Annotated in this window: 21 protein-coding genes; 13 read left to right on the top strand and 8 right to left on the bottom strand. The window is 68.8% G+C overall.

Features of this window, described 5'->3' with window-relative positions; translation table 11 throughout:
• The first annotated feature begins 25 nt into the window (after positions 1-25).
• Both leuS and nbrcactino_RS01010 read left to right on the top strand, forming a co-directional pair.
• The gene (gene leuS, locus nbrcactino_RS01015) at positions 26-2,896 is read left to right on the top strand and encodes a leucine--tRNA ligase (RefSeq protein WP_161925673.1); all 2,871 of its coding nucleotides are present in this window, start codon (positions 26-28) and stop codon (positions 2,894-2,896) included.
• Positions 2,897-3,092: 196 nt separating this feature from the next.
• Positions 3,093-3,476, top strand: coding sequence for a VOC family protein (locus nbrcactino_RS01010; protein WP_161925672.1), 384 nt, complete (start codon positions 3,093-3,095; stop codon positions 3,474-3,476).
• Between the two features lie 65 nt (positions 3,477-3,541).
• Here the strand turns inward: nbrcactino_RS01010 and nbrcactino_RS01005 are convergent, their stop codons facing one another.
• Complete coding sequence (locus nbrcactino_RS01005) at positions 3,542-4,231, bottom strand: hypothetical protein (RefSeq protein ID WP_161925671.1); 690 nt, start codon at positions 4,229-4,231, stop codon at positions 3,542-3,544.
• Between the two features lie 48 nt (positions 4,232-4,279).
• Here nbrcactino_RS01005 and nbrcactino_RS01000 point away from each other — a divergent pair, with 48 nt between their 5' ends.
• A complete protein-coding gene (locus tag nbrcactino_RS01000; RefSeq protein ID WP_161925670.1) occupies positions 4,280-5,047 on the top strand; it encodes a methyltransferase domain-containing protein in 768 nt (255 codons plus the stop codon).
• Positions 5,048-5,059: 12 nt separating this feature from the next.
• Here nbrcactino_RS01000 and rnhA read toward each other — a convergent pair whose 3' ends face one another.
• Positions 5,060-5,515: a ribonuclease HI gene (gene rnhA, locus nbrcactino_RS00995; protein WP_228460600.1), complete on the bottom strand. Its 456-nt coding sequence runs from the start codon at positions 5,513-5,515 to the stop codon at positions 5,060-5,062.
• 114 nt (positions 5,516-5,629) lie between these two features.
• On the opposite strand from rnhA, the gene nbrcactino_RS00990 reads away from it, so the two are divergent.
• From nbrcactino_RS00990 to nbrcactino_RS00965, 6 genes are read left to right on the top strand one after another with little or no spacing between them, the layout of a single operon-like run.
• Positions 5,630-6,892: a glycoside hydrolase family 183 protein gene (locus tag nbrcactino_RS00990; protein WP_161925669.1), complete on the top strand. Its 1,263-nt coding sequence runs from the start codon at positions 5,630-5,632 to the stop codon at positions 6,890-6,892.
• 11 nt (positions 6,893-6,903) lie between these two features.
• Complete coding sequence (locus nbrcactino_RS00985; RefSeq protein WP_161925668.1) at positions 6,904-7,431, top strand: DUF1697 domain-containing protein; 528 nt, start codon at positions 6,904-6,906, stop codon at positions 7,429-7,431.
• Between the two features lie 35 nt (positions 7,432-7,466).
• Positions 7,467-7,775, top strand: coding sequence for a hypothetical protein (locus nbrcactino_RS00980; protein WP_161925667.1), 309 nt, complete (start codon positions 7,467-7,469; stop codon positions 7,773-7,775).
• Positions 7,775-9,295 carry a hypothetical protein gene (locus tag nbrcactino_RS00975; protein WP_161925666.1) on the top strand — a complete coding sequence of 507 codons (1,521 nt, stop codon included), beginning with the start codon at positions 7,775-7,777 and terminating at the stop codon, positions 9,293-9,295. The genes nbrcactino_RS00980 and nbrcactino_RS00975 overlap by 1 nt, the downstream gene beginning before the upstream one ends.
• 42 nt (positions 9,296-9,337) lie before the next feature.
• Positions 9,338-9,952, top strand: a complete 615-nt coding sequence (locus nbrcactino_RS00970) for a class I SAM-dependent methyltransferase (RefSeq protein WP_161925665.1) — start codon at positions 9,338-9,340, stop codon at positions 9,950-9,952.
• A complete protein-coding gene (locus nbrcactino_RS00965; RefSeq protein WP_161925664.1) occupies positions 9,949-10,866 on the top strand; it encodes a DUF8017 domain-containing protein in 918 nt (305 codons plus the stop codon). The genes nbrcactino_RS00970 and nbrcactino_RS00965 overlap by 4 nt, the downstream gene beginning before the upstream one ends.
• 42 nt (positions 10,867-10,908) lie before the next feature.
• Here the strand turns inward: nbrcactino_RS00965 and nbrcactino_RS00960 are convergent, their stop codons facing one another.
• The 3 genes from nbrcactino_RS00960 to nbrcactino_RS00950 all read right to left on the bottom strand — a co-directional run bounded on the left by nbrcactino_RS00960 (position 10,909) and on the right by nbrcactino_RS00950 (position 14,736).
• Positions 10,909-11,766 carry an alpha/beta fold hydrolase gene (locus nbrcactino_RS00960; RefSeq protein ID WP_161925663.1) on the bottom strand — a complete coding sequence of 286 codons (858 nt, stop codon included), beginning with the start codon at positions 11,764-11,766 and terminating at the stop codon, positions 10,909-10,911.
• Positions 11,767-11,799: 33 nt separating this feature from the next.
• Positions 11,800-13,779 carry a M13 family metallopeptidase gene (locus nbrcactino_RS00955; RefSeq protein ID WP_161925662.1) on the bottom strand — a complete coding sequence of 660 codons (1,980 nt, stop codon included), beginning with the start codon at positions 13,777-13,779 and terminating at the stop codon, positions 11,800-11,802.
• Between the two features lie 201 nt (positions 13,780-13,980).
• Complete coding sequence (locus nbrcactino_RS00950; RefSeq protein WP_161925661.1) at positions 13,981-14,736, bottom strand: pirin family protein; 756 nt, start codon at positions 14,734-14,736, stop codon at positions 13,981-13,983.
• 266 nt (positions 14,737-15,002) lie between these two features.
• On the opposite strand from nbrcactino_RS00950, the gene nbrcactino_RS00945 reads away from it, so the two are divergent.
• On the top strand, positions 15,003-16,706 hold the full coding sequence (locus nbrcactino_RS00945; protein ID WP_228460599.1) for an NTF2-like N-terminal transpeptidase domain-containing protein: 1,704 nt from the start codon (positions 15,003-15,005) through the stop codon (positions 16,704-16,706).
• A gap of 39 nt (positions 16,707-16,745) precedes the next feature.
• On the opposite strand, the gene nbrcactino_RS00940 is transcribed toward nbrcactino_RS00945, so the two are convergent.
• Both nbrcactino_RS00940 and nbrcactino_RS00935 read right to left on the bottom strand, forming a co-directional pair.
• The gene (locus nbrcactino_RS00940) at positions 16,746-17,177 is read right to left on the bottom strand and encodes a DUF3054 domain-containing protein (protein WP_228460598.1); all 432 of its coding nucleotides are present in this window, start codon (positions 17,175-17,177) and stop codon (positions 16,746-16,748) included.
• A gap of 18 nt (positions 17,178-17,195) precedes the next feature.
• Positions 17,196-18,452 (bottom strand): lysylphosphatidylglycerol synthase transmembrane domain-containing protein, encoded by a 1,257-nt coding sequence (locus nbrcactino_RS00935; protein ID WP_161925660.1) that lies wholly within the window; start codon positions 18,450-18,452, stop codon positions 17,196-17,198.
• Positions 18,453-18,506: 54 nt separating this feature from the next.
• Here nbrcactino_RS00935 and nbrcactino_RS00930 point away from each other — a divergent pair, with 54 nt between their 5' ends.
• Genes nbrcactino_RS00930 through nbrcactino_RS00920 form a run of 3 tightly spaced genes read left to right on the top strand, consistent with a single transcriptional unit; the run spans position 18,507 to position 21,564 of the window.
• Entirely contained in the window at positions 18,507-19,667 is a 1,161-nt protein-coding gene (locus tag nbrcactino_RS00930) for an AI-2E family transporter (protein ID WP_161925659.1), read from the top strand.
• 14 nt (positions 19,668-19,681) lie between these two features.
• Positions 19,682-20,917, top strand: a complete 1,236-nt coding sequence (gene macS / locus nbrcactino_RS00925) for a MacS family sensor histidine kinase (protein WP_161927515.1) — start codon at positions 19,682-19,684, stop codon at positions 20,915-20,917.
• Complete coding sequence (locus tag nbrcactino_RS00920; protein ID WP_161925658.1) at positions 20,914-21,564, top strand: response regulator; 651 nt, start codon at positions 20,914-20,916, stop codon at positions 21,562-21,564. Before macS ends, nbrcactino_RS00920 begins: the two co-directional genes overlap by 4 nt.
• A gap of 6 nt (positions 21,565-21,570) precedes the next feature.
• Here nbrcactino_RS00920 and nbrcactino_RS00915 read toward each other — a convergent pair whose 3' ends face one another.
• The gene (locus nbrcactino_RS00915; protein WP_161925657.1) at positions 21,571-24,477 is read right to left on the bottom strand and encodes an MMPL family transporter; all 2,907 of its coding nucleotides are present in this window, start codon (positions 24,475-24,477) and stop codon (positions 21,571-21,573) included.
• Between the last annotated feature and the right edge of the window lie 87 nt (positions 24,478-24,564).

Here is a 24,564-nt window from a genome sequence, read left to right as displayed (position 1 = left end):
GGACGCCACCATTTACGCTGGTCGGGTGACTGGATCGAACCCGAACGCCCCCGAGCCCGAGGCCGCGCACCGCTACACCGCGCAGCTGGCGGGCGAGATCGAATCGCGCTGGCAGCAGGAGTGGAGTGAGCGCGGGGTCTACGAGGCGCCCAACCCCGTCGGACCGCTCGCCGGCAACCTGAGCGGATTCTCCGCCGACGACAAGCTGTTCATCCAGGACATGTTCCCCTACCCGTCGGGCGCGGGGTTGCACGTCGGCCATCCGTTGGGCTTCATCGCCAGCGATGTGTTCGCCCGCTTCTCCCGGATGGACGGGCGAAACGTCTTGCACACCATGGGCTTTGACTCCTTTGGTCTGCCTGCCGAGCAGTACGCCGTGCAGACCGGCACCCATCCGCGCACCACCACCGAGGCCAATATCGAGCGGTACCTCGAGCAGATCCGCCGCCTGGGGCTCGGTCACGACGAACGCCGCCGGGTGGCGACCACCGACGTCGAGTTCTACCGCTGGACGCAGTGGATCTTCCTGCAGATCTACAACGCCTGGTTCGACCCCGAGGCCGAGACCGGGACCGACGGCCGGCGCGGCAAGGCGCGGCCGATCGCCGACCTCGTCGCCGAGTTCGAGTCCGGGGTGCGCAGCCTGCCCGACGGCCGGGTGTGGGCCGATCTCGACGAGAGCGCGCGCCGGGCCGTCCTCGACGAGCACCGCCTGGTCTACCTGAGCAACTCGCTGGTGAACTGGTGCCCCGGGTTGGGCACCGTCCTGGCCAATGAAGAGGTCACCGCGGACGGGCGCAGCGAGCGCGGCAACTTCCCGGTGTTCCGCAAGAACCTGCGGCAGTGGATGATGCGGATCACCGCGTACTCCGACCGCCTCCTCGACGACCTCGAGTTGCTGGACTGGCCGGAGAAGGTCAAGACCATGCAGCGCAACTGGATCGGCCGGTCGCGCGGTGCGCACGTCGATTTCGCGCTGCCCGGGGACCGCTTGATCAAGGTGTTCACCACCCGCCCGGACACGCTGTTCGGAGCGTCGTACATGGTGCTGGCGCCCGAGCACGACCTCGTCGACGAGATCGTCGCCGAGGCGTGGCCGAGCGGCGTCGACCCCCGCTGGACCGGCGACAAGGGCGATCCGATGGCGGCGGTCGCCGCTTACCGGGCCTCCATCGCGGCGAAGTCCGACCTGGAGCGCCAGGAGAACAAGGAGAAGACGGGCGTCTTCACCGGTGCCTACGCGACCAACCCGGTCAACGGCGAGCAGATCCCGGTGTTCATCGCCGACTACGTCCTCATCGGCTACGGCACCGGCGCCATCATGGCCGTGCCCGCGCACGACACCCGCGACTACGAGTTCGCCACCGCCTTCGGTCTGCCGATCCGCGAGGTAATCGGCTCCGAGTCGGGTGTCGCCGAAGCAGCGTTCATCGGCGACGGACCGCTGGTGAACTCCGGCTTCCTCGATGGGCTGTCCGTCGACGAGGCCAAGTCCGCGATCGTGGCGAAGCTGGAGGCCGACGGGACCGGCGTCGGGACCGTTCAGTACAAACTGCGCGACTGGTTGTTTGCGCGGCAGCGGTACTGGGGCGAACCCTTCCCCATCGTTTACGACGCCGACGGCAACGCGCACGCGCTGCCCGAGTCGATGCTCCCCGTCGAGCTCCCCGAGGTCGCCGATTACCAACCGGTGGCCTTCGACCCCGACGACGCCGACTCTGAGCCCTCTCCCCCGCTGGCCAAGGCGACCGAGTGGGTCACGGTTGAGCTCGACCTCGGCGATGGTTTGCAGACCTACACCCGCGACGTCAACGTCATGCCCCAGTGGGCGGGCAGCTCGTGGTACCAGCTGCGCTACATCGACCCGACGAACTCGGAAACCTTGTGCGCTAAGGAGAACGAGCAGTACTGGATGGGCCCGCGCCCGGCGGTGCACGGGGACAACGATCCCGGTGGGCTGGACCTCTACATCGGCGGCGTCGAGCATGCGGTGCTGCACCTGCTGTACTCGCGCTTCTGGCACAAGGTGTTGTTCGACCTCGGCTTCGTCACGAGCCGCGAGCCGTACCGAAAGCTGTTCAACCAGGGCATGATTCAGGCCTATGCCTACACCGACGCGCGTGGCGTCTACGTGCCGGCGGAGGAGGTGACCGAGCGCGACGGAAAGTTCTACTTCGCCGACGCCGAGGTCAGCCAGGAGTACGGGAAGATGGGCAAGTCGCTCAAGAACTCCGTCGCCCCCGACGACATTGCCCGCGACTACGGCGCCGACACGCTGCGCGTCTACGAGATGTCGATGGGTCCGTTGGACCAGTCGCGTCCGTGGGCGACGAAGGATGTCGTTGGCGCGCAGCGGTTTTTGCAGCGGGCGTGGCGCCTAGTCGTCGACGAGGAGACTGGCGCCGTCCGCGTCACCGATGCGGAGCCGTCCGAGGACGATCTGCGCGCCCTGCACAAGGCGATCGCCGGGGTGCGCGACGACCTGGTGAACCTGCGGACCAACACCGCCGGCGCCAAGCTCATCGAGCTGACCAACCACCTGACGAAGGCCTACCCGGCGGGTGCGCCGCGCGCCGTCGTCGAGCCGTTGGTGTTGATGTTGGCACCGCTCGCGCCGCACATCGCCGACGAGCTGTGGGAGCGGCTGGGCCACGATGCCTCGCTCGCCCACGGCCCCTTCCCCGTCGCGGAGGAAAAGTGGCTGGTGGCGGATTCCATCGAGATCCCGATCCAGGTCAAGGGCAAGGTGCGCAGCCGGATCACCGTCGCCGTCGACGCCGACGAGGACACCATCCGTGCCGCGGCGCTGGCCGACGAGAAGATCGCCGCGCTGCTCGACGGCGAGCCGCGCAAGGTGATCGTCGTTCCCGGCCGAATGGTCAACGTCGTCCCGTAATCGTCGACTGGGCCCTCAATCTCGTCGACTGGGCCCTCAATCTCGTCGACTGGGCCCTCAATCTCGTCGACTGGGCCCTCAGCCCTCGTCGTCGCGGTTGTGGGCACTGGTCGCCCCGGAGTAGCGTGGCGGTCAGCGTCGCGTGTTGATGGTGGACTGCGCCAGGCATGGAGGCGCGGTATGCGAAAGCTTCACTGTGACAGTCACTTTCAACCACATCATTATTGTCTCAGCGGACCGCGACACCGCGGCCGACTTCTACCGGGATCTTTTCGAGCTCGACGAGGGACCTGCCTGGGGCCCGTTCCGCAACCTGTTGCTCGACGGGGGCACGGGGGCGTTGCTGCAGTTCGCCTCTCCCCCGGTTGATGAGATCCAACCGCAGCATCTCGCGCTTCTCGTCGACGACGATCTTTTCGATCGGGCGATGGATCGTCTGCGCGAGCGAGGACTCGAGTTCTGGGCCGACCCGCAGATGACCAAGCCCGGTGAAACGAACAGCGGACACGGCGGTCGGGGCGTCTATCTGCGTGACCCCAGCGGCCATTTCTTGGAGTTCCTCACCGCGCCATATCTCTAGGGCCATATCTCTAGGCCGCTCGACGGGGGCGCCATGCCCATACGACAGGGGCGACCCACCCGGCGTCAGCTCTCGAGCTCCTTGGCGATGGAGCGCTCCAGGGACTGTGCGCCGACGACGGGGATCTCGATCAGTCCGTCGAGTTCCTTGCGAGCCTTGCGGTACGCGGCTTGACGCTCGGCCGGCGTGGCGGCCTCGTCGGCGGCGATCATGACGAGCCGGCGTGCCCGCTCCAACGACTCCCGCTCCACCGGTGAGAAGTCGGCCTGTTTGCGACGACGCGCCTCGCGCTCGGCGACGTCGAACGCCGTCGAGAAGTCGAGGACGGCGTCGCGGTACTCGACAAACTCGGAGGCATCCAGGTTTGACGCGTCGACGCCGGTCGGGCTCGCGTCCTGGCCCGGGCGCAGGAGATCCGCACGGGCCTTGGCCTTGTGGAATTCGCGGGTGAGCGGCTCACGAACATCGACGAGCATGGGATAGCTGATGATCGTCGCCAGGTCGATTTCATAGTCCCACCAGCGCTGATTCACCTCGTCATGGGTGCGCAACGCCGTACGCAACTGCTCGGCGTTCACGCGTGCGAGGCGGTTCTCCTCGATCTGTGCGGCCGAGCGCGCCCGCGCCATGTCCAGCTTGTAGCGACGCCGCCGCTCCAGTTGGCGGTTGTACCGGTGCAGCCACGGACCGGCCACGGCGCTGATCGGGAAAATCAGCCACCAATACTGCGCGATTGCGGCAACGACCGGACCCACACCCTCGATCGTAGCCACCCGACGTCAGGCGCGATTAGGCTCGCGACCGTGGCCACCTGGGATCCGTCGACGTACCTGGCGTTCGCCGATCACCGCACCCGTCCCTTCCTCGAGCTGATCACCGCGGTCGACCGGGGACCTGCCGACGTGGACAGCATCGTCGACCTGGGCTGTGGCCCCGGCCACCTCACCCACTACCTGCGACAGCGCTGGCCCGACGCAACGATCCTGGGCGTCGACTCGTCGCCGGCGATGATCGAGCAGGCGACCAGGACCAACGACGACCCGCGCGTGCGCTACGAGACCGCCGACATCACGACTTGGTCCGGCGGGCCCGTCGACCTGGTGGTGTCCAACGCCATGTTCCAGTGGGTCGAGGACCAGTGGGCGGTGCTGGACCGCCTGATCACCGACCTCTCCCCCGCCGTCGTCGCCGTCGGCGTACCCAACAATTCCGGGCAGCCCGCCCACCGGCTGCTCTACAACCTCGCCAGCCGCGAACCGTATGCGCCGCACCTGCTCGGCGCACGACGGCTGGCACAGGTGGAACCGGACGACTACCTGCGGTTCTTCACCGACCGCGGATTTGCGGTGAACGCGTGGTCGACCACCTACCTCCAGGTCCTGACCGGTGATGATCCTGTTTTCGCCTGGATCTCCGGTACCGGCGCGCGCCCGTACCTGCAGGGTCTGCCCGATGATCTGCGCACCCGGTTTGCCGACGAGTACCGCGCGGCGCTGCGCCAGGCCTATCCGGCCCAGTCGTTCGGGACGGTCTTCTCGTTCACCCGGACCTTTGCCGTGGCGTCGCGCTGACCCTCGTCGGGATCACCCGTCCCGCAGGGACTTGGCGGCCGAGGTGGCCAGTTCGTCGGCGATCTCGTTGTAATGGTCGCCGTTGTGGCCCTTGACCCATTTCCAGGTGACGCTGTGGCGGGACTCCTCGTCGACGAGGCGCTGCCACAGCTCGACGTTTTTGACCGGCTTCTTGTCCGCGGTGCGCCACCCGTTGCGCTGCCACCCCGCCACCCATTTGGTGATGCCGTTGCGGACGTAGCTCGAGTCGGTATAGAGGACGACGGTCGACGGCTTGGTGAGCGCGGCGAGTGCCTCGATCGCCCCGGTCAGTTCCATCTGGTTGTTCGTCGTATCGGGGACGGCGCCGGAGATCCGCTTCTCGTGGCCCCGGTAACGCAGCACGGCGCCCCACCCGCCGGGCCCGGGGTTGCCCAGGCATGCGCCGTCGGTCGAAATCTCCACAACTTGGTCGGTGTCGCCACTCACGACAAATGAGGGTACCGTCACGACGACGTTGCGATTCGGTCGCGGCACTCGCGGTGCATCGGACCACCAATCACAATTGTCACACCAGCAACATCCTTGATTGGAAGTACCCGCATGCCCGCACGCCGACTCCTCGTGGCCGCACTATCCGCCGGCCTGGCCGTGACCGCCCTGACTCTCACGCCGCCGACCGCCCACGCCTCACCGTGCAACGCCCTCGGACCGGTTGGCCACGACGTCGGCAGCACCGGGAGCGCCGCGTCGTCGCGGATCGGCATGGGCAGCCTCGACTTCGGCAGCTACTCCGCCCCGGGCAAGAAGCCGCAGATGCCGCTGAAGAAGCTGCACGGCGGCCCGTCGCAGACGGTCCAGTGGGTGACCGGGCCGTTGAGCCCCAACCGCACCGACAAGCGGTTCTCGATCACCTCGACCGACGTCGGCATCCCGTGGGACAACGGCTCGGGCCAGGTCCTGATGGCGTTCGGCGACACCTGGGGCAAGTGCAACGGTGCCATGGTCTGGCGCCACAACACGATGCTGCGCGCCAACGGCAACAGCGACGTGTCCAAGGGCATCTCCTTCCCCAACGCGATGCCGGGCAACATCCGCTCGGGTGCCTCGGTGACCGCGGCCCATCCGAACTTCGCGCAGCCGATCACCAACGGCATCGGGATCAAGAACATCGAGGTCGGGCGCATCCCGACGGCGGCGATCTCGATCGGCGGCGTGCAGTACCTGTCGTTCATGTCGATCTTGCGCTGGGGCGCGGCGGGCCGTTGGGAGACCAACTTCTCGGCGATCGCGACCTCGCGCGACAACGGTCAAACCTGGCGGGTGGAGAACAACACCATCCGCTCGCGGTACGAACTCAACATCCCGGGCGTGCCGAACACCGCCACCGGGCAGGGCCGGTTCCAGGTCAGCTCGTTCCTGCGTGACGGGCCGTGGGTCTACCAGTACGGCACCCCCAACGGCCGCTACGGCGCGCTGTTCCTGAGTCGGGTCCCGGCCAACCGGATCCTCGACATCAACGCCTACCAGTACTACCGCGGTGGCGGGCAGTGGTCGGGTTTCAGCGGCGACGCGACGAAGATCGCCACCGAGCCGATCGCCGAGGTCTCGGTGCGCTACAACAGCTTCCTGAAGCGCTACGTCATGTTGTCCTCGCGCAAGGGCAGCATCACGCTGCGCACCGCGCCGAACCCGGAAGGACCGTGGAGCGGACCGCGCACCATCGTCTCCGGCCGGCAGATCAGCAAGCTCTACGCGCCCTACATCTGGCCGCGCGACACCGGCAGCGCACTGTACTTCGTCGCCTCCCGGTGGGACGACTACAACGTGATGCTGATCCGCACCGACCTCTCCTCGATCAGGTAGGCCCGGCGTCGGTGAGCGAGCGCATCGCACTGCTTCGCGCGGTCAACGTGGGCGGCGCGACGCTACCCATGGCGCGGCTGCGTGAGATCGCCGAAATGCTTGGGGCACAAGATGTTTCGACCTACATCGCCTCGGGGAACCTGCTCTACACCCCGCCCGGTGCCTCGGCCGAGTTCGACGAGGCGCTCGAGCGCGCCATCGAAGCGGAGTTCGGCTTCTACCGCGAGGTCATCAGTCGCACCCCCGACGAGCTCGATGCCGCGCTGCGGGCGCATCCGTTCGACGTCGTCGAACCAAAATTCTCCTACGTCTACGCGCTGACCGGGACCCCGACGGCGGCGGCCGCCGCGGCCCTCGCCGACCGCGTCGCCGCCACCGAACACGTCGCCGTGATCGGCAACGACCTGCACATTAGGTATGACGAGGGGGCCGGTAAATCGGCCCTGACACCGGCGGTCATCAAACGCGCTCTCGGGTTCACCGGGACCGGGCGCAACCTCAACACCGTCGCCAAGCTCGTCGCCCTCGCCCGGGCCTGACGGAACCGTCGGGGGCCGCGCTGCGTCCAAGATGCATGAGTCCCCCACCGGAATCCACGCACACCTTCGGAGTCGATCCGGCCGAGACGGCGGCACTGGCCCGTTCGTGGCGTCGCCACGGCCGGGTCTTGGCCAACCTCGACGTCGACGAGCTGGCGAACACGGTCGGCGCCGGCCACTGCCTGGCTGCGGCCCGCGCGGCTGCCGCCCCCACCAAGCGCGTCGGCGTCGACATCGCCAACCGGCTCGACGTGCTCGGGCAGATCGTCGGGCGGTTCCAGGCGCGGGCGGTCGACGACGACGCCGCGGCCGGGCGCGCGCTGCACGGACTGGCGGACCGCTGATGCTCACCGTCGAGGAGGTCGCCGGCTGGCCCGACCGGCCCCTGGCGCAGGCCGCGCGCCAGGCGCGCGACAACGCCCGCACGGTGCGGACCGAGGTGGCTGCGGCCCGGGCCGATCTGACGGGGATGGCGCGGTGGCGGGGACGTGCACACGAGGCGGCCGGTCGGCGGATCGCCGAGGAGGCCGACCATGCCGACGAGGTGTCCCGGGTGCTCGCGGCGTTCGCCGACGCGGCCGATGAGGCCGGAGCGGAGTTGGGCGAGGGGCGCGACCGGGTGCTGCGCCTGGTCGCCGAGGAATCGGGCCTACCGGTCGGGGAGCGGCCGCGCGGGGTCGACGCCGATGGGCCGGAGCCGGCACGGGGGGTGAGAGTCGCGGGGGCGTTGGCCGAGCTCGACGCGCTCGACCGGAGTCGTGCGGCACGCCTGGCACGCCTGGTCGCGGACCTGGAGGCGATGGTCGGGGGCCACGTCACGGTCGCCACCGACGAGGGTCGTCGGGACCCGGACGCGGTGGTCAACCGTCTCGTCGCGATGAGCCCGGAGCAGCGCCGGGAGCTGATGCGGCGCATGAGCCTGGGTGACGTCGACCGTCTCGTCGCGGCCAACCCGCAGATGCTGGGACGGCTCGACGGGGTGCCCTTCCCGGTGCGGATTGCCGCGAACCGCCGGGCGATCGAGGAGGCGTTGGAAGACGAGATCCGACGGGGAGCCGGCGACGGTGCACGGGCCCGTGAACTGCGCGGCATGCTCGGGACGGTCGCCGATCCGCACCGTCCCGGCGCACGGGTGCGCCGGCAGTTCGTGAGCTTCGCCAATGCCGGGGCCGGACGGTCGATCGAGATGTTCGGCCGGTGGGGTCCCGACACCCGCGGCGCCGCGGTGTACGTGCCGGGTACCGGGACGTCCCTCGAGACGGCGGCGCCCAACCGCACCGCCGCGTGGAATCTGGCCAACCGCAGCGGCGGACCGGTCTTCCTCTACATGGACGGCGACTTCCCGCAGACCCTCGCCGCAGCGGTCAGCCCCGGATTCGCAACCTCGATGGCGCCGGGTCTGGTGGCCTTCGGACAGGCGCTCGACGCCGAGGTCGCCGACCACGTGCCCGGCGCTGCGACGACGTATATCGGTCACTCCTACGGCGGCGCTGTGGTGGGGACGGCCGAGCAGCTGGGGCTGCGGGCCGACCGGGTCGTGTACGCGTCGGCGTCGGGGACCGGAGTCCTCCCCGGCGGGGCGCAGACATGGGCCAATCCTGATGCAGCACAACGGTTCTCAGTGACACCGCCGGGGGACCCCATCCACGCGGCCCAATCGTCGGGGATGCACGGCGGCGATCCGGACACCGCGCCGGGGGTCACCCGGATGGACTCGGGGGACTACTCGAACGGGGAACGTGTGCGCGGCTCGCGCGGGCACGGCGGTTACTTCGACGACCCGGGCAGCGATGCCTTCCGGAACATGGTCGCGGTGATCCGGGGCGACCCGGTGACCACCTATGTGCCTCGGGAGGGTGACTGACCCGGCCCCGCCGAGCCCCGGTCAGCGCCTAGGCTCGGTGACATGGCCACACCACAACCGCGATGGATCACCGAGACCGAGCCCGGCCACAGCGAGTGGTACATCGAACGCTTCCGCACGATGGCTGAACAGGGTGCCGATCTCGCCGGCGAGGGCCGCCTGATCGACGCGATGGTGCCGCGCGGCTCACGGATCCTCGACGCCGGTTGCGGGCCCGGTCGCGTCGGGGGATACCTCCACGAGGTGGGGCACGCCGTCGTCGGCGTCGACGTGGACCCAAAGCTCATCGCGGCGGCCGACGCCGACCACCCCGGCCCGACCTGGCTGGTGGGGGATTTGGCCGAACTGGACCTGCCGGCACGTGGTATCGGTGAGCCGTTCGACGCGATCGTGTGCGCGGGCAACGTGATGGTTTTCCTGGCACCCGGCACCGAGGCCCTGGTGCTGAGACGCTTCGCCGCGCACCTGGCCGACGACGGGGTGGTCGTCGTCGGCTTCCACACCAACCGCGACTTGGCGCTGGCCGATTTCGACCGCGCCGTCGACGAGGCCGGATTGCACCTCGACCTGCGCCTGGCGACCTGGGACGTGCGGCCGTGGCGCGATGATGCCGACTTCGCGGTGTCTATTCTGCGGAAGGCGCCGGGGTCGTCGTGAGCGCGTCGCCCGGCCCCTCCGGTCCGGCGCGGGACCCCTACGTCGACGACCAGGGCGATGTGTGGACGCCCGTGCCCGACTCGGGCGTGTCCGGTCCGGCCGCGGCAAGTCCGCCGTCGGCGCGCCGGTTCGACCCGGCACTGGTGAAGCTCGGCGTACTGGTGACGGTCATCGCGGTGGTCGTCGGCGGGCTGTGGGTGCACAGTCTTGGCAAGCCGTCGTCGTCGCGCACCGATGACGTACTCGCGGAACTGTCGAAGGCCCAGCGGTGGACTCCGCCGGCGCCCACCCGCACGGCACCGCGCCGCGGCTGTACCGGCCTGGCCGCGACGCCCACGGCCCAGACGCCGCCGGGATGGAAGACCGTGGTCGGGACCTGGGGCCTGACCTACGACGTGCCAGCCGAGTGGACGGTCAGCGGGTGCAACCGCGTCGTCGGGTGGGAGTATCCCTGCGACGACGGGCCGTTCGGCTTCTGTGTGGCCCGCGCACTCGACAGTTCGGCGGTCCAGCGGTCGCGCGAGGCGCGGTGCCTGGGCACCCAGACGACGATCGTCGGATTCGGCGGTGCCGCCCGTCTCCCCGACATCCGTGATGCCCTCGACGTCGAAAAGCGCGCGGTCAAAAGGATTTACACCTCGTCGTCGGGTGGACCGCCGCCCCTGGTGGAGATGGGTTCCGAGCGGTCGATCACGGTGGCCGGGCGGCCCGCCGTGCAGCAGGTCGCGTCGGTCAGCGGAATCAGTCCGAAGCGTTGCATCGGGCCCCGAGCCCTGCACAGCATGATCGCGACGCGGGTCCCGGCCCAGCGCAACACGGTGATCTTCGTGATCTCGATCGGGCAGGGATACGACGGGGCGCCGGAACCGTCGGTCATCGACCGGATCGTCGCGACGCTGCGCCCCTCGTCGTAGTCTGGCGCGACGCTTGGGTCGGCGAGGCCTACCGCCGACGATTCAGTCGGCGAGGAAGGCGGCGACCGTGGACTCGAAAGCCTGCTTCGCCTCGATCATCACCCAGTGTCCGCACCGGGGGAAGATGTGCAGCTGCGCGTCGGGGATCAGGCGCATCGGAACCATGGCCATATCCGGCGGACTGACCCGGTCGTCGCGTCCCCAGGTCAGCAGCGTCGGGCACGAGACTTTGTGCATCATCGCCCAGTAGGGGGGCGCGTCGGAGGCGGCCATGAACTGCTGCTGCATCTCAAAAGCCTTGGAGCCGTACATCATTGCCGCGGTCTGCTGTGCGTCGGGATTGGTGGCCGCCGCCCAGCGCTCCTCGATGAGTTCCTCGGTGACCAGGGAACGGTCGTAAACCATCGAGTTGAGCCAGCGTACGAGTTTGTCGCGGTCGGGGGCGTCGGTGAACTCCTGCAGCAGCCGCAGGCCCTCCGTCGGGGTCGGGCTGAAGATGTTGGGTCCCACACCGCCGATGGTCACGAGTTTGGCGACCCGCTCAGGCTTCTTGATGGCGAGGTTGACACCCACCACACCGCCCATCGAGTTACCGATGATCGGCGCCGACTCGATGCCCAGCGCATCCATGAAGCGGATCACCGAGGAGCCGGCGGTCATCACCGGGTGCCCCTCGACGGCGTCGCTGACACCGAAGCCGGGGAACTCGAGGACAAGCGCGCGGTGCGTCTGGGCGAAGAACCCGAGGTTGCCGCGGTAGTTGCGCCAGCCGTTCACGCCCGGCCCCGATCCGTGCAGCAGGATCAGCGGGGGAGCGTCGGGCGATCCCGCCTCGTGGTAGCGGAGTACGCCCTTGTCGGTGGTCAGTTCGCGCTTGGTCGCGTCGTAGGAGACATCCACGACCGCCATACTAGAACACGTTCTAGTTATGGGCTACCAGATGCGCACCCGCTGGGCCGGCTCGAGGTACAGATCGTCGCCCGGCTCGACGTCGAAAGCGTCGTAGAAGGCGTCGACATTGCGGAGCACGCCGTTGCAGCGGAACTCCGGCGGCGAGTGCGGATCGATCGCGAGGCGCTTGATGGCCTCCTCGTCGCGCGTCTTGGACCGCCAGATCTGGGCCCAGCTGTAGAACAGCCGCTGCTCGCCGGTCATCCCGTCGATCACCGGCGGGTCCGGGTTCGCCAGCCAATAGGCGACGAGCGCGATCGACAGGCCGCCGAGGTCGCCGATGTTCTCGCCGATGGTGAACTCGCCGTTGACCTTGTGCTCGGCATCCAGGCCGGTCGGGGTGAACTCGTTGTACTGGTCGATCAGCGCGCGGGTGCGGGCCGCGAACTCGGTGCGGTCCTCGTCGGTCCACCAGTCCACGAGGTTGCCGTCGCCGTCGTACTTGGCGCCCTGGTCGTCGAAGCCGTGGCCGATCTCGTGGCCGATCACCGCACCGATCCCGCCGTAGTTGGCGGCATCGTCGGCGTCGGCGTCGAAGAACGGCGGCTGCAGGATCGCGGCGGGGAAGACGATCTCGTTCATCCCCGGGTTGTAGTACGCGTTGACCGTCTGCGGGGTCATGAACCATTCGTCGCGGTCGACCGGTTGGCCGATCTTGCCGAATTCGCGGTCGTACTCGTAGGCCGAGGCCCGCGCGACGTTGCCGATGAGGTCGCCGCGGTCGACGAGCAGCGCCGAGTAGTCGCGCCACCGGGCCGGGTAGCCGATCTTGGGGTTGAAGGCCTCGAGCTTCGCCAAGGCCTTGGTGCGGGTCGTCGGGGTCATCCATTCCAGGTCGGAGATGTTGCGGCGGTAGGCCTCGACGAGGTTGGCGATCAGTTCGTCCATGCGGGCCTTGGCGGCGGCGGGGAAGTGCTCGTCGACGTAGAGCCGGCCAACCGCGAATCCCATGGCCCCCTCGACGAATCCGACGCCGCGCTTCCAGCGTTCCCGGATCTCCGGCGCACCGGACAGGGTGCGGCCGTAAAAGGCGAAGTTCTCGTCGACGAAGCGTTGCGGGAGGTACGGCGCGGCGGAGTGGAGGAGCTTCCAGCGCAGCCAGGTCTTCCAGTCCTCCAGCGGCCGGGAGGCGACGAGCTCGCCGATCCCGGAGATGAAGTCGGGCTGGCGGACGACGACTTCGGCGAAGACCGGGTCGTGGCTGGTGCCCAGGCCGGCGATCCACTGCTCGGCGTCGAAGGCGCCGGCCGCGGTTTCAAGGTCGCCGTAGGAGAGGAGGTTGTAGGAGCGTTCGGCGTCGCGGCGGGCGACGACGTCCCAGTGGTGCGCGGCGATCGCGGTCTCCAGGTCGAGCACGGTTGTCGCGGCGCCGGCCGGATCGGGCAGGTCGGCGAGCGCGAACATCGCCTCGACGTGGTCGCGGTAGGCCGCGCGGGTCTGCGCGTGCTTCTCGTCGCGGTAGTAGCTCTCGTCGGGCAGACCGATGCCGGACTGGGTGAGGTGGACCAGGTAGCGCGACGAGTTCTTGGCGTCGGTGTCGACGTAGCAGCCGATCAAGCCGGCCACGCCGTGGCGCTGGAGTCGACCGATCCGGCGGGCGAGGGCTTCAGCAGTGGTGATCTCGGCGATGGCGACCAGCTCGTCGGCGATCGGCCCGATGCCCAGGGCCTCGATGTGGTCGACATCCATGAAGGAGTTGTAGAGGTCGCCGATCTTGCACTCGTCGGTGCCAGATTCGGCCGCGGACTGCGACGCGGCGACGATCAGGTCGCGCACGTTCTCCTCGGCGCGGTCGCGCAGGACGATGAAGGAGCCGTCGATGCTGCGGTCGGCCGGGATCTCGTGGGTGGCCAGCCACTTGCCGTTGAAGTGGGCGTACAGGTCGTCCTGGGCGCGCACCGTGTCGTCGATGAAGGAGAGGTCGATGCCGGAGGTGGGAGTCGTCGCAGTCACGGTCTCCATCCTGCCTGAATCACCCGGGTCTCCGCCCGTCTCTGTCCGTCGACTGGGCCCTCATTCCTGCCGAGTGGGCCCTCCTTCCTGCCGAGTGGGCCCTCGATCTCGTCGACTGGGCCCTCATTCCTGCCGAGTGGGCCCTCGATCCTGCCGAGTGGGCCCTCATTCCTGCCGACTGGGCCCTCGATCCCGCCGAGTGGGCCCCGATTACTCGCCGAGGCCCTTGCGCATCACCCAGATGAGCGCCTCAGACGTCTCGTCGCCGTTCCCGACGAGGGGCGTCCCACCGAGGTCGACCGCACGCATCGCGTCTCCGACCCCGAGAACTTCTCCTTCGACGCGGAGTTCCCCGGCCGTGACGAAGACATGGGCGTACCTCCCCCCGGGCAGGACCGTGCGTCCGCCCTTCTGCAGGCGGGCCACCCACAGCGTCGCCGCACGATTCGCGAGTCGAATGGCCGAATCGACGTCGGCATCGCCCGAGGCGACGGGAATCAGGCCGCCCGCGGTGAGTTCGGAATCGATGTCGGCCTGGTCGTAGCCCGGGTCGATGCCGGGCTCGTCGGGCATGACCCACATCTGGACATAGCTGACGTCGACGAGCCCGGAACCCTCGACCCGCAACCCGTCGTCGCTCCAGGTGTCGTTGCGTTCAGAGTGCTCGATCCCGGTGCCGGCGCTCATCCGCTGGGCCAGGCCCGGGTAGACGATCCCGCTGTTGCCCCGCGAGTCTTGGTGGACCAGGCTTCCCGACCTCACCCACGTAATGATCTCGGTTTCGCGATGGGCGTGGGTATCGAAACCTTGGCCCGGCCGCAATGTCTCGTCGTTGTGGACGAGAAGGACGCCATGATGCGTGTTCGCCGGATCGTAGTGATCGCCGAAGGAAAAGCTGTGCGCCGACGACAACCAGTCCGTCGTCGTGGTGAACCGGTCGCCGGCCCGATGCACCGAGAAACCCATGTCTCCAGTGTGCACCCGACGGCGTGGACGTCGAGGAGCCGAGGGCCCACTCGGCGAGATTGAGGGCCCAGTCGGCGAAGAACAGGGCCCACTCGGCAGGAATGAGGGCCCACTCGGTGGGATCGAGGGCCCAGTCGACGAGATCGAGGGCCCAGTCGGCGAAAAGGAGGGCCCAGTCGGCGTTATGGGGGCGTGATGGGGTTGTAACGGAGACGGTGCCCGGAGAAGTCGCAGGAAGACTGCGACAGATGTGAAGATTGTTACTTATGGGACTCATGATGTTTTCTGGGGTCGACGACGGACGCGCCCGACGTGGCTGGGTGCCGCGGGCGGCGATTGCCGTCACCGCGGTCGGGGCGTGCTGCGCTGCGCTCACCTCGTGCTCGTCGGAACCGGCCGCGGCCGCCGCGGTCATCAACGACTTCGCGTCGGCGGTCTCCCAGCAGAACATCCAGCACGCGGCGTCGCTGACCACCGCACCCGGGCAGGCCAGCACCGAGCTGACCGAGACGATGGACGGGATGCACGCGTCGAATGTCGAGGCGAAGGTCCTGCGCACCGTCGGCTACAGCGACGGCACCGCCGGGTTCACCCTGAAGACGACCTACCACTGGAACACCGGCGGTGAGGGAGACGAGACGGGGACGGCCAAGCGCCGCGAATTCGTCGTGGAGACCCAGGGCACCGCGCGCGAACTGTCCACCGGCTGGCGCGTGCAGTGGGAGCCGGCGATCATCTACCCGGGGCTGCGGCCGGGCGGGCGGATCAACGAGATCCGTACCGACGCCCGTCCCGCCCCGCGGGTGCTCTCGCGGCGCAACCAGCCCTTCATGGTCATGCAGCCGATCAACGAGGTCGTCATCGACACCTCGCGGACCGAGAACATCGGCCGGACGGTGGCTGCCGTCGCCCGGGTGATCGCGCCGATGGCCCCGCAGGTCACCTCCGACGTCATTCTCAAGAAGATCTCGAGCAGTCCCGGCGAGCCGGTCGTCGCCGTGGCGCTGCGCGACCCCGACATGAAGGTCCTGGCCGGCGACCCGGCGAAGATCCGCGGCGTCACCGTGCGCCGGACCGAGCGCCTGGTCATGACCGATCGGCAGCTGAGCTCACCGCTTGAGGAGGGTCTGAGCAACTACTGGCAGGCCATCCGGGACGCCACCGCCGGTTGGCAGATCGTCGTCCAGCAGCCGGGTGAGGCGCCGAACCGCCTCGACGGCCATCAGGGACCGGCGGCCCGCAACATCACCACCACGGTCGATCCGAAGGTCCAGCGTGCGGTGGGGATCGCCGCCATCGAGGTGGCCCAGCCGACGACGGTGCTGGCGCTCGACGCGAGGACCGGCGGCATCCTCGGTATGGCCCGTAACCAGGCCGCCACCGACCGTGGGATCAACATCGACGGCGAGTACACGACCGGGTCGTCGTTGGCCGCGGTCTTCGACGCGGTGACCGCCTACGCCAAGGCCCACAACATCGGCACCGACGAGGTGTTGGACCGGCTGGGTCTGGGCGTGGCGTTCACGGTGCCGGGTGCCTCGTCGCCGCAGCGCAACGGCCTCGGCGTCGAGCGCATCGACTACCGTCCGGGCGAAGTCCGCGCCTCCATGCTCAACGTCGGCGCGCTCGGTGTCGCGCTGGGTCGGGCCGTCGCCGGCGAGAAATCCGCCGCAGCGCCCTACATCGTCTCCGGCCAGGTCACCAAGATCGAAGGCGGACGGCTCGGGTCGCTCGACGGCGACCTGGTGCGCCCGATCCTCGACGCCATGGCCACGACCGTGCGACGGGGAGACGCCAGCGACCTCACCGACGCGAAGGGGTTGCGCGCACTTGTCGGCACCAACGGCCCCGACGGCCCGGGGTGGTTCCTCGGCATCATCGACAACAAGGTGATCGTCGTCTACACCGAGGGCCAGCGATCGGGCACCGCCGCGCTGCAGGCGATGCAGAAGTACCTCAAGGTCCGCTGACAGGTCCGCTGACCGCCGATCACCCGGCGGAGGCGTGGGTTAGCGCCGCACCAGGTGGTACAGGCGCGCGGCCACGGTGCGCCAACCGAGCAGGAAGACGCACAAGGACAGTGTCGCGACAGCGATGAACCAGGCCGCGGTGCCCTGGTGCAGCACCGCCCGCAGCGCCATCCCGACGGCGACGGTGAAGAACCAGATGGCGATGCCGTAGGGCACCACGCGCTCGGGCCGGAAGGCGCGCGAGCCGGGCTGGTCCGTCGTCCCGATGTGGGTGTAGACGTACGTCAGCGACCATCCGACCGCGGCGCCGGCCAGGAACGGCCAGGCGGTGTCGACGATCCCGAGAACCGACAGCCCTTCGTCGTGGCTGCGCCGCCCCGTCGCCGCGAACACCACGATCATCGCCGCGTCCACGAGCGCGGTGACGAGCAGCGGAAGCTGCAGCGCCGTGCGTGTTTGTTGTGCTCTCACCCCGGATGTCATCGCCTTCTACGGTAGCTTCCAGGCGTCGTCCTCGGGCGGCCGGTCGTCTCCGGCGTCACCGTCGTCGTCGTCGCAACCGCTCGTATCGGCGCCGAACCTGCCACCGCGCCCGGGGATCGGGTCCTCGGGGAGGGGGTGCCCGAGGATCAATCGTCGCTGGTCGTCGGTGAATCCGAGCAGCGGCCGATCCGGGTCGGCCGGGGTCGCGGTGCGCAGGCTTTCCTCGAACTCGTCGGCTGAATCCTCGGCGGTCCGAATTCGCGACCGGAACATGACGATGATGACGACCCATCCGACGAGCGACACCAGCACCCAGCTGACCAGGCGGTACAGGATGACCGCCACCACCGCGTCACCGGTGGTCATCCCGGCCGGCACGAGGGCGGCGACCATCGCCGCGTCGACGACGCCGAGCCCGCCGGGCAGCAGCGGGATCGCGGTGCCGACGGCCTTCGACGCGGCGTAGGCGACGGCGATACCGGCGATGGAGGGGTGGGAACCGATCGCCCAGCAGGCGAACATGAGGCAGAAGACGTCGGCGATCCAGTTGAACAGGCTCCACCCAAAGGCGATCCCGGCGTCCTTGCGGGTCAGCTGCACGGCACCGAGCTGGTCGATCAGCTTCGTCAGCCGCTCCTGGCCGGCGTCCACCGGGCGATTGCGCAGTTCGTTGTACCAGGTGAGGATCTTCGACCCCAGGGTGTGCACGGTGGCCGGGTGGCTGGCCAGGTATTGCAGCACGGCGACGAAGGCGATGAAGCCGAGGATGGAGAACATCGTCGAATACGGGTTGGTCCGGGCACCCGCCAGTACCGCCCCGCCGATACCCAGGGTCGCGAGGCCGACACCGGCGAGCAGGCCGGACATGACGACCTGCCACGACGCGACGACCGGGTTGGCGCCCCACCGGCGCGTCTCGCGGTAGGTGAACGCGGGGGCCAGGACCTGGCCGCCGGGCATCGTCTGGCTCAGCGAGTTGGCGGCCAAGACCACCGAGAGCGAGCGCCACTGCGAGACGATGACGCCGGCCGAGCGGAACAGGGCGCGCTGAACGCGGGCGAAACTGTCGAGGTTGGCCATCGAAGCCACGAAACACGCGCTGAGCCAGCCCCAGTGGATGTCGCCGATGCGGCCCCACGCGGTGGAGAACTGGTCGCGGACGAGGTAGCCCTCGACGACGAGGACCGCGATGATCGCGACCAACATGACCCAGCGAAGCGCTTTTCTGCTGCGTTGCCAGATCGCGCGACGCGATTGTGCCATGCCGGATAGGTTACCTAACCCGGTATGGGGCCTGAACTGCCTAGTCTGGGGCGCATGAGCGAAACTGCAAATCCGTCGCCGCATCCGGTGCCGCCCGGGGTCCGCGCCGCCGCCGCCTGGTCGTGGCGCCTGTTGGTGATCGGCGCGCTGTTGGTCGCGCTCTTCGTCGCCTTCATGAAGTTTGACACCGTGTTGGTTCCGGTGGCGATCGCGGTGCTCGGCACGGCGATGCTGGTGCCCCTCGTGGACTTCATGGACCGCAACGGGCTGCCCCGATCGGTCGCGGTGATCATCGCCATGGTCGGCATGTTGAGCGCCCTCGGCTTGGTGTTGACCTTCGTCGTCCGGGAGTTCATCAACGGACTGCCCGAACTGACCAAACAGGTGACCGCCACGGTCAACAGCGTCAAGAGTTGGCTGATCAGCGGGCCGTTGGGGATGGACAAGAAGCAGGTCGACAACGTCGGCAAGGACGTCATCGACTTCATCAACCACAACCAGGAGAAGGTGACCAGCGGTGCGCTCGCGACCGCGACGACGGCGACCGAGATCATCACCGGTGCCTTCCTGACGCTGTTCCTGATGATCTTCTTCCTCTACGGCGGGGGCCAGATCTGGAAGTACCTGACCCGATTCGTGCCCGCCGCGCAGCGCGAGCGCGTCCAGTCGGCCGGCCACGCCGGCTTCGGCACCCTGGTCGGGTACGTGCGGGCCACGGTGGCGGTGGCCCTCGTCGACGCGGTGGGCATCGGCATCGGTCTGGCGTTCATCGGTGTCCCGCTGGCCCTGCCGTTGGCGTCGCTGGTCTTCCTCGGCGCGTTCATCCCGATCGTCGGTGCACTGCTCACCGGTGGTGTCGCCGTGCTGGTGGCCCTGGTGACCAACGGATGGCTCGCCGCCGTCATAGCGCTGATCATCGTCGTCGCGGTGATGCAGTTGGAGAGCCACGTGCTGCAGCCCTTCCTGCTCGGACGGTCGGTGCGCCTGCACCCGGTCGCGGTGGTGCTGGGCATCGCGGCCGGCATCGTTTTGGCCGGCATCGTCGGCGGCCTGCTCGCCGTCCCGCTGATCGCCTTCATCAACACCGCGGTGCACGAGCTGCACGCCTGGCCGCGCCGCCTCGCCGCGGAGGGTGCGCCGGGGCGGTCGGTGGGCGAGAGCGGGGGAGTCACGCTCAGCGCCGAGCCCGACGACCCGACGTGGGACACCCGGTGACCGCTTCGGAGCCGATGGACCAGTCTCGGGCGGAGGCGCGGCGGGCCTGGCTGGTCCGGGTGCGCGAACGCATCGACGAGGATGCCTCGGCACCGCTGTGGCGCGCCGCGCAGGTATTCCGCGCGTTGTCGTTGGTGTACGCCGTCGGGTTCCAGATCGCGGTCAACGACTCGTTGGAGCGGCCGCGGGTGACCCTGGCGCTGTTCACCGTGCTGATCGCCTGGTCGGTCGCCTGCGGCGTCGCCTACCTCGTCGGCTTCGGCCGCAACTGGTTGTGGGTGGGCGCAGAGATCGCGGTGACCGTGGGACTGCTGTTCTCGACGTCGCTGGTCGCCTCGGACGAGTGGATCGCCGACAACCAGGCATGGCCGACGACGCTGTGGGCGTGCAACGCGATCATCTCCGCAGCGATCCTGGGCGGGGCGACCGGCGGCGCGCTGACCGGGGTGCTGGTGTGGGTCTCGTCGATCACCGTCAAGGGCGATGTGAATCTGGACTTCGGCCGCAACGCCCAACTCATCCAGTTGCTCTTCCTCGGCCTCGTCGTGGGCTGGGCGGCGACGAGCGGACGGCGCAACCACGAACTGCTCACCCAGGCCGCGCGCTACGCGGCGGCGGGGGAGGAGCGCGACCGGCTGGCCCGCCACGTCCATGACGGCGTCCTGCAGGTACTGGCCCTGATCTCGCGGCGGGGCCGGGAGATCGGCGGGGACACCGCCGAGCTCGCCGAGCTGGCCGGGGAACAGGAGCGGGCCCTGCGGGCGTTCCTGACCGAGCGGGCCGACGAGGACCGCGATTACGCCGACGCCACTGCGCGCGCCGCCGCCGACCGGGTCGACCTGGCGGTGCTGCTGCGCCGACACAGCGCCGCCGACGTCTCCGTCTCCACCCCGCGCGAGGCGGTGTCGGTCCCATCGCAGGTCGGGGCGGAGATCGACGGCGCCGTGCTCAACGCGCTGGACAACGTGATCCGCCACGCCGGGCCGGGTGCCCGGGCGTTCGTGCTGCTCGAAGACCTCGGCGACGAGTTGGTGATCAGCATCCGCGACGACGGCGTCGGCATCGAACCTGGCCGGCTCGACGAGGCCGCCGCCGATGGCCGCCTCGGCGTCGCCCAGGCCATCGTCGGGCGGATCGAGGCGCTCGGCGGGCGGGTCGAATTGGATTCGACCCCGGGGGCGGGGACAGACTGGGAGTTGACCGTGCCCGTGCACGATGACAAGATCCGCCGCGACGAGGAGCAGGCATGACAATCCGCGTGATGGTCGTCGACGACCACCCGATGTGGCGCGACGGAATCGAGCGCGACTTGACCGCCGAGGGGTTCGAGGTCGTCGCCACCGCCGACGGGGTGGGTGCGGCCGTGCGGCGGGCCACCGCGGTCACCCCCGACGTCGTGCTCATGGACATGCAGTTGCCCGACGGGACCGGGGCGCAGGCCACCGCGGAGGTGCTGGCCGCCTCCCCGTCGTCGCGGGTGCTGGTCTTGTCGGCTTCCGACGAGCGCGACGACGTGCTCGAGGCGGTCAAGGCCGGGGCCACCGGATACCTGGTCAAGAGCGCGTCGCGGGAGGAGATGGTCGCCGGGGTGCGGGCCACCGCCGACGGGCAGGCCGTCTTCACCCCCGGGCTGGCCGGGCTGGTGTTGGGGGAGTTTCGCCGGATGTCGGCGGGCGGGGACGACCCGGAGAAGCCGGTCCTGTCGCCGCGCGAAACCGAGGTGCTGCGCTACGTCGCGAAGGGCATGACGGCCAAACAGATCGCCGCGAAGCTGTTTCTCAGCCACCGGACGGTGGAGAACCACGTCCAGTCGTCGCTGCGGAAGCTGCAGCTGGCGAACCGCGTCGAACTGGCCCGGTACGCAATCGAACACGGCCTCGACGAGGCCGACGACTGAGTCGGGCTACGTCGCCTGGCCGTCTTGGCCGCGTGAGCGCCGCATCAGGTCCTGCACGCTGATCTCCTGATCCCGGTTGCCCGCGGCGCGTTTGCCGTCGCCGTCGTCGGGGTCGGTCTCGGCCGATGCCGATGCCGATCCGCCGGTCAGCCGGATGCCGCCCTCGCCCAGCTTCCACCCGCCGGTGTCGGGGGCGTCGGGGACCGCGGCGTTCGGCCCGCTCGGGGTGACCGCCGGCGTGGCCGGGTTCGGCCCGCTCGGCGTGACCGCGGCGGTGGTCGGGGCCACCCGGGTCGAGCGCCGCACCCGAGGCTGCGGCGGCCCGGCGGGACGCGCGGTGACCGGCGGCTGCTCGGGCTCCACGGGGGTGCTCGGCGGCGCCGGGGTGGGCGCCGGCGGCGCCGGGATCGGTGGCTGTGCACTGCGCGTCGTCGGCGGGGTGGCCGGGCGCGGCGCGGGGATGACGGTGGTGGCCGCCGATTCGCGGCGCGAGGCGCGCGAGCCGCGCAGCGGGCTGCGGAACGCGGAGGTCGGGGCGGTGGCGATGACCGTGCCCGCCGACATCGAGCGGGCTGCGGCGACCTCGGTGTCGACCATCTGGTCCGGCTCGACGTCGAGGATCGTCTCGCCCAGCCCGACTTTGCGCTGCAGGGTCTGCATCCACTGCGGCGCCCACCAGCAGTCGTCGCCGAGGAGCTTCATCGTCGACGGCACCAGCAGCATGCGGATGATCGTCGCATCGAGGATCAGCGCCGCGATCATGCCGAAGGCGATGTACTTCATCATCACGATGTCCGACAGGGCAAAGGCCCCGGTGACGACGACGAGGATCGCGGCGGCGGCGGTGATGATGCGGCCGGTGTGGGCGGTGCCGACGCGGATCGCCTCCGTCGTCGAGGCACCCTTCTGTCTCGCCTCCACCATGCGGGACAGCAGGAATATCTCGTAGTCCGTCGATAGGCCGAACACGATCGCGATGATCAGCACCAGGACCGCGGCGAACAGCGGACCCGGCGTGAAGTTCAGCAGGCCCGAGCCGTGCCCTTCGACGAAGATCCAGGTCAGGATGCCCAGGGTCGCACCCAGGCCCAGGGCCGACACGAGTGCCGCCTTGATCGGCAGCACGATCGAGCCGAAGGCCAGGAACATCAGGAATCCGGTGACGAGCACCAGCATGATCGTCATCAGCGGCAGCCGCGACAGCAGGGCGTCGATCGAGTCCTGCGTCAGCGTCGGGGTGCCGGCGATGTACACGCGCAGCCCCTGGTGGTCGAGCCCGCGGAGGTACTTGATCGCCTCGTTCTGCCGGGTCGGGGATTGGCGCGCGGCCTCGGAGAACCCGGCCGACATCTGTTGGACGCCGTACTCCTCGCTGCCGGGGTACATGGCCGACAACCCGCCGTCGTCCTCGGAGAAGGAGAACGGCTTGGCGAAGAACTTCTGCTCGGGGCCCACCTTGGAGTCGTGGGCGTTGGCAGCGTTCTGCAGGGCGACCAGTTTGTTCTGGTCCTCATCGCTGTCGACGCGGTAGACGACGATGATCTTGACTTCCTCGGTGCGCTCCCGGGGGAAGGCGTCCTTGGCGTCGAAGGCCTCCTGGGCCATGCGGGTCGCGTTGTCCGGCGGCAGGTAGCGCTCGCTGATGCCGCCGAACTGGATGTTGCCGAACGGGATGATCAGTGCCAGCAGCAACAGGACGGTGGGGATCGCCGTCTTGAGCGGGTGCTTCATCACCCAGCCGGAGAGCTTGCCCCAGAAGCCGTCCTCGATCTCCTGCTTGGTCTTGGTGCGGCGCAGGAAGGAGAAACCGAAGGCGTCGACCTTGGGTCCGAGGATGCCCAGGATCGCCGGCAGCACTGTGATCGACAGGAACGCGGCCAGGGCCACCGACGCGATCGCGCCGTAGGCGACGGACTTGAGGAAGGCCTGCGGGAAGATGAGCAGACAGGCGATCGCCGCGATGATGATCGTCGCGGAGAACCACACCGTCTGGCCGGCGGTCATCACGGTTCTTCGCACCGCGGCCTTGGTGGTGTACCCCTCGGCCAACTCTTCTCGGAACCGGCTGACGATGAACAGGCCGTAGTCGATGGCGATACCCAGGCCGATGAGGGTGACCACTGACTGGGCGAACACGTTGACCTCGGTGACCTGGGTCAGGAATTTCATGATGCCCAGCGAGCCGGCGATGGTGAGTCCGCCGATGAACACCGGGAGGGCGGCGGCGATGACGCCACCGAAGACGAAGAGGAGCATCAGGGCGACGACGGGGAGGGCGATCACCTCGGCGCGTTTGATGTCGTGCTCCATGCCGATCGCCATCGAATTGGCGATCGGCTGCAACCCGGCCAATTCGAACGTGGTGCCCTGCAGGTCGAAGCGCTCGTCGATGTTCTCGAACGCGGGTTGGAGCTTCTTGAAGTTGTTGAGGATCGTCGTGTCGTCATCGCCGACGACGCCGATACTGATGAACGCCTTGGTCTTATCCTCGTTAAAGGTGCGCTGGCGGACGACGTCGTGGGCCAGTTTGGCGGCCGTCGACGCGTTGTCGGGCAGGTAAAACGGGTCGATGATGCCGGGCTTGTCGCGGCCGACGAGGTCCTTGGTCTTCGGGTTGGTGGTGAGGTCGGTGACGAAGTTCTCCACCTTGGCGCCGAACTCGGGGTCGTCGACCTTGACTCCGGCGGGCGGGGTGATCAGCAAGACGATGTCGGACTTGTGGTCGCGGCCGAACGATTTGTCGGCGATGACCGATCCCTTGGCCGACTCCGACGTGGGGTCGAACCACCCGCTCTGCGACAGGTGCTTGGACAAGTCGAGGCCGTAGAGGCCGAAGCCCGCCATCAACGCCACCATCACCGCGATGACGGTGTACCGCATTCGATAGGCGAACGCGCCGATCCATCCGAACACCTGCGTTCCTTTCGTCGGCTGCCGGGTTTCGGCCGCGTTCGCAGCAGACCCACGTCGGCCCATTCTTCCAGGAACCGCCTGAATACA

The organism is Gordonia crocea (assembly GCF_009932435.1).
Lineage (GTDB): Bacteria > Actinomycetota > Actinomycetes > Mycobacteriales > Mycobacteriaceae > Gordonia > Gordonia crocea.
Note: the sequence above shows the minus strand (reverse complement) of the source record. Positions and strands in the feature narration are given on the sequence as shown.

Coding starts and splice junctions, on each gene's coding strand:
- nbrcactino_RS00980 (WP_161925667.1), top strand. CDS start 7,467: ATGAGTCCCCCACCGGAATCCACGCACACCTTCGGAGTCGATCCGGCC.
- nbrcactino_RS00990 (WP_161925669.1), top strand. CDS start 5,630: ATGCCCGCACGCCGACTCCTCGTGGCCGCACTATCCGCCGGCCTGGCC.
- macS (WP_161927515.1), top strand. CDS start 19,682: ATGGACCAGTCTCGGGCGGAGGCGCGGCGGGCCTGGCTGGTCCGGGTG.
- nbrcactino_RS00945 (WP_228460599.1), top strand. CDS start 15,003: ATGGGACTCATGATGTTTTCTGGGGTCGACGACGGACGCGCCCGACGT.
- nbrcactino_RS00955 (WP_161925662.1), bottom strand. CDS start 13,779: ATGGAGACCGTGACTGCGACGACTCCCACCTCCGGCATCGACCTCTCC.
- nbrcactino_RS00935 (WP_161925660.1), bottom strand. CDS start 18,452: ATGGCACAATCGCGTCGCGCGATCTGGCAACGCAGCAGAAAAGCGCTT.
- nbrcactino_RS00950 (WP_161925661.1), bottom strand. CDS start 14,736: ATGGGTTTCTCGGTGCATCGGGCCGGCGACCGGTTCACCACGACGACG.
- nbrcactino_RS00975 (WP_161925666.1), top strand. CDS start 7,775: ATGCTCACCGTCGAGGAGGTCGCCGGCTGGCCCGACCGGCCCCTGGCG.
- nbrcactino_RS00920 (WP_161925658.1), top strand. CDS start 20,914: ATGACAATCCGCGTGATGGTCGTCGACGACCACCCGATGTGGCGCGAC.
- nbrcactino_RS00970 (WP_161925665.1), top strand. CDS start 9,338: ATGGCCACACCACAACCGCGATGGATCACCGAGACCGAGCCCGGCCAC.
- nbrcactino_RS00930 (WP_161925659.1), top strand. CDS start 18,507: ATGAGCGAAACTGCAAATCCGTCGCCGCATCCGGTGCCGCCCGGGGTC.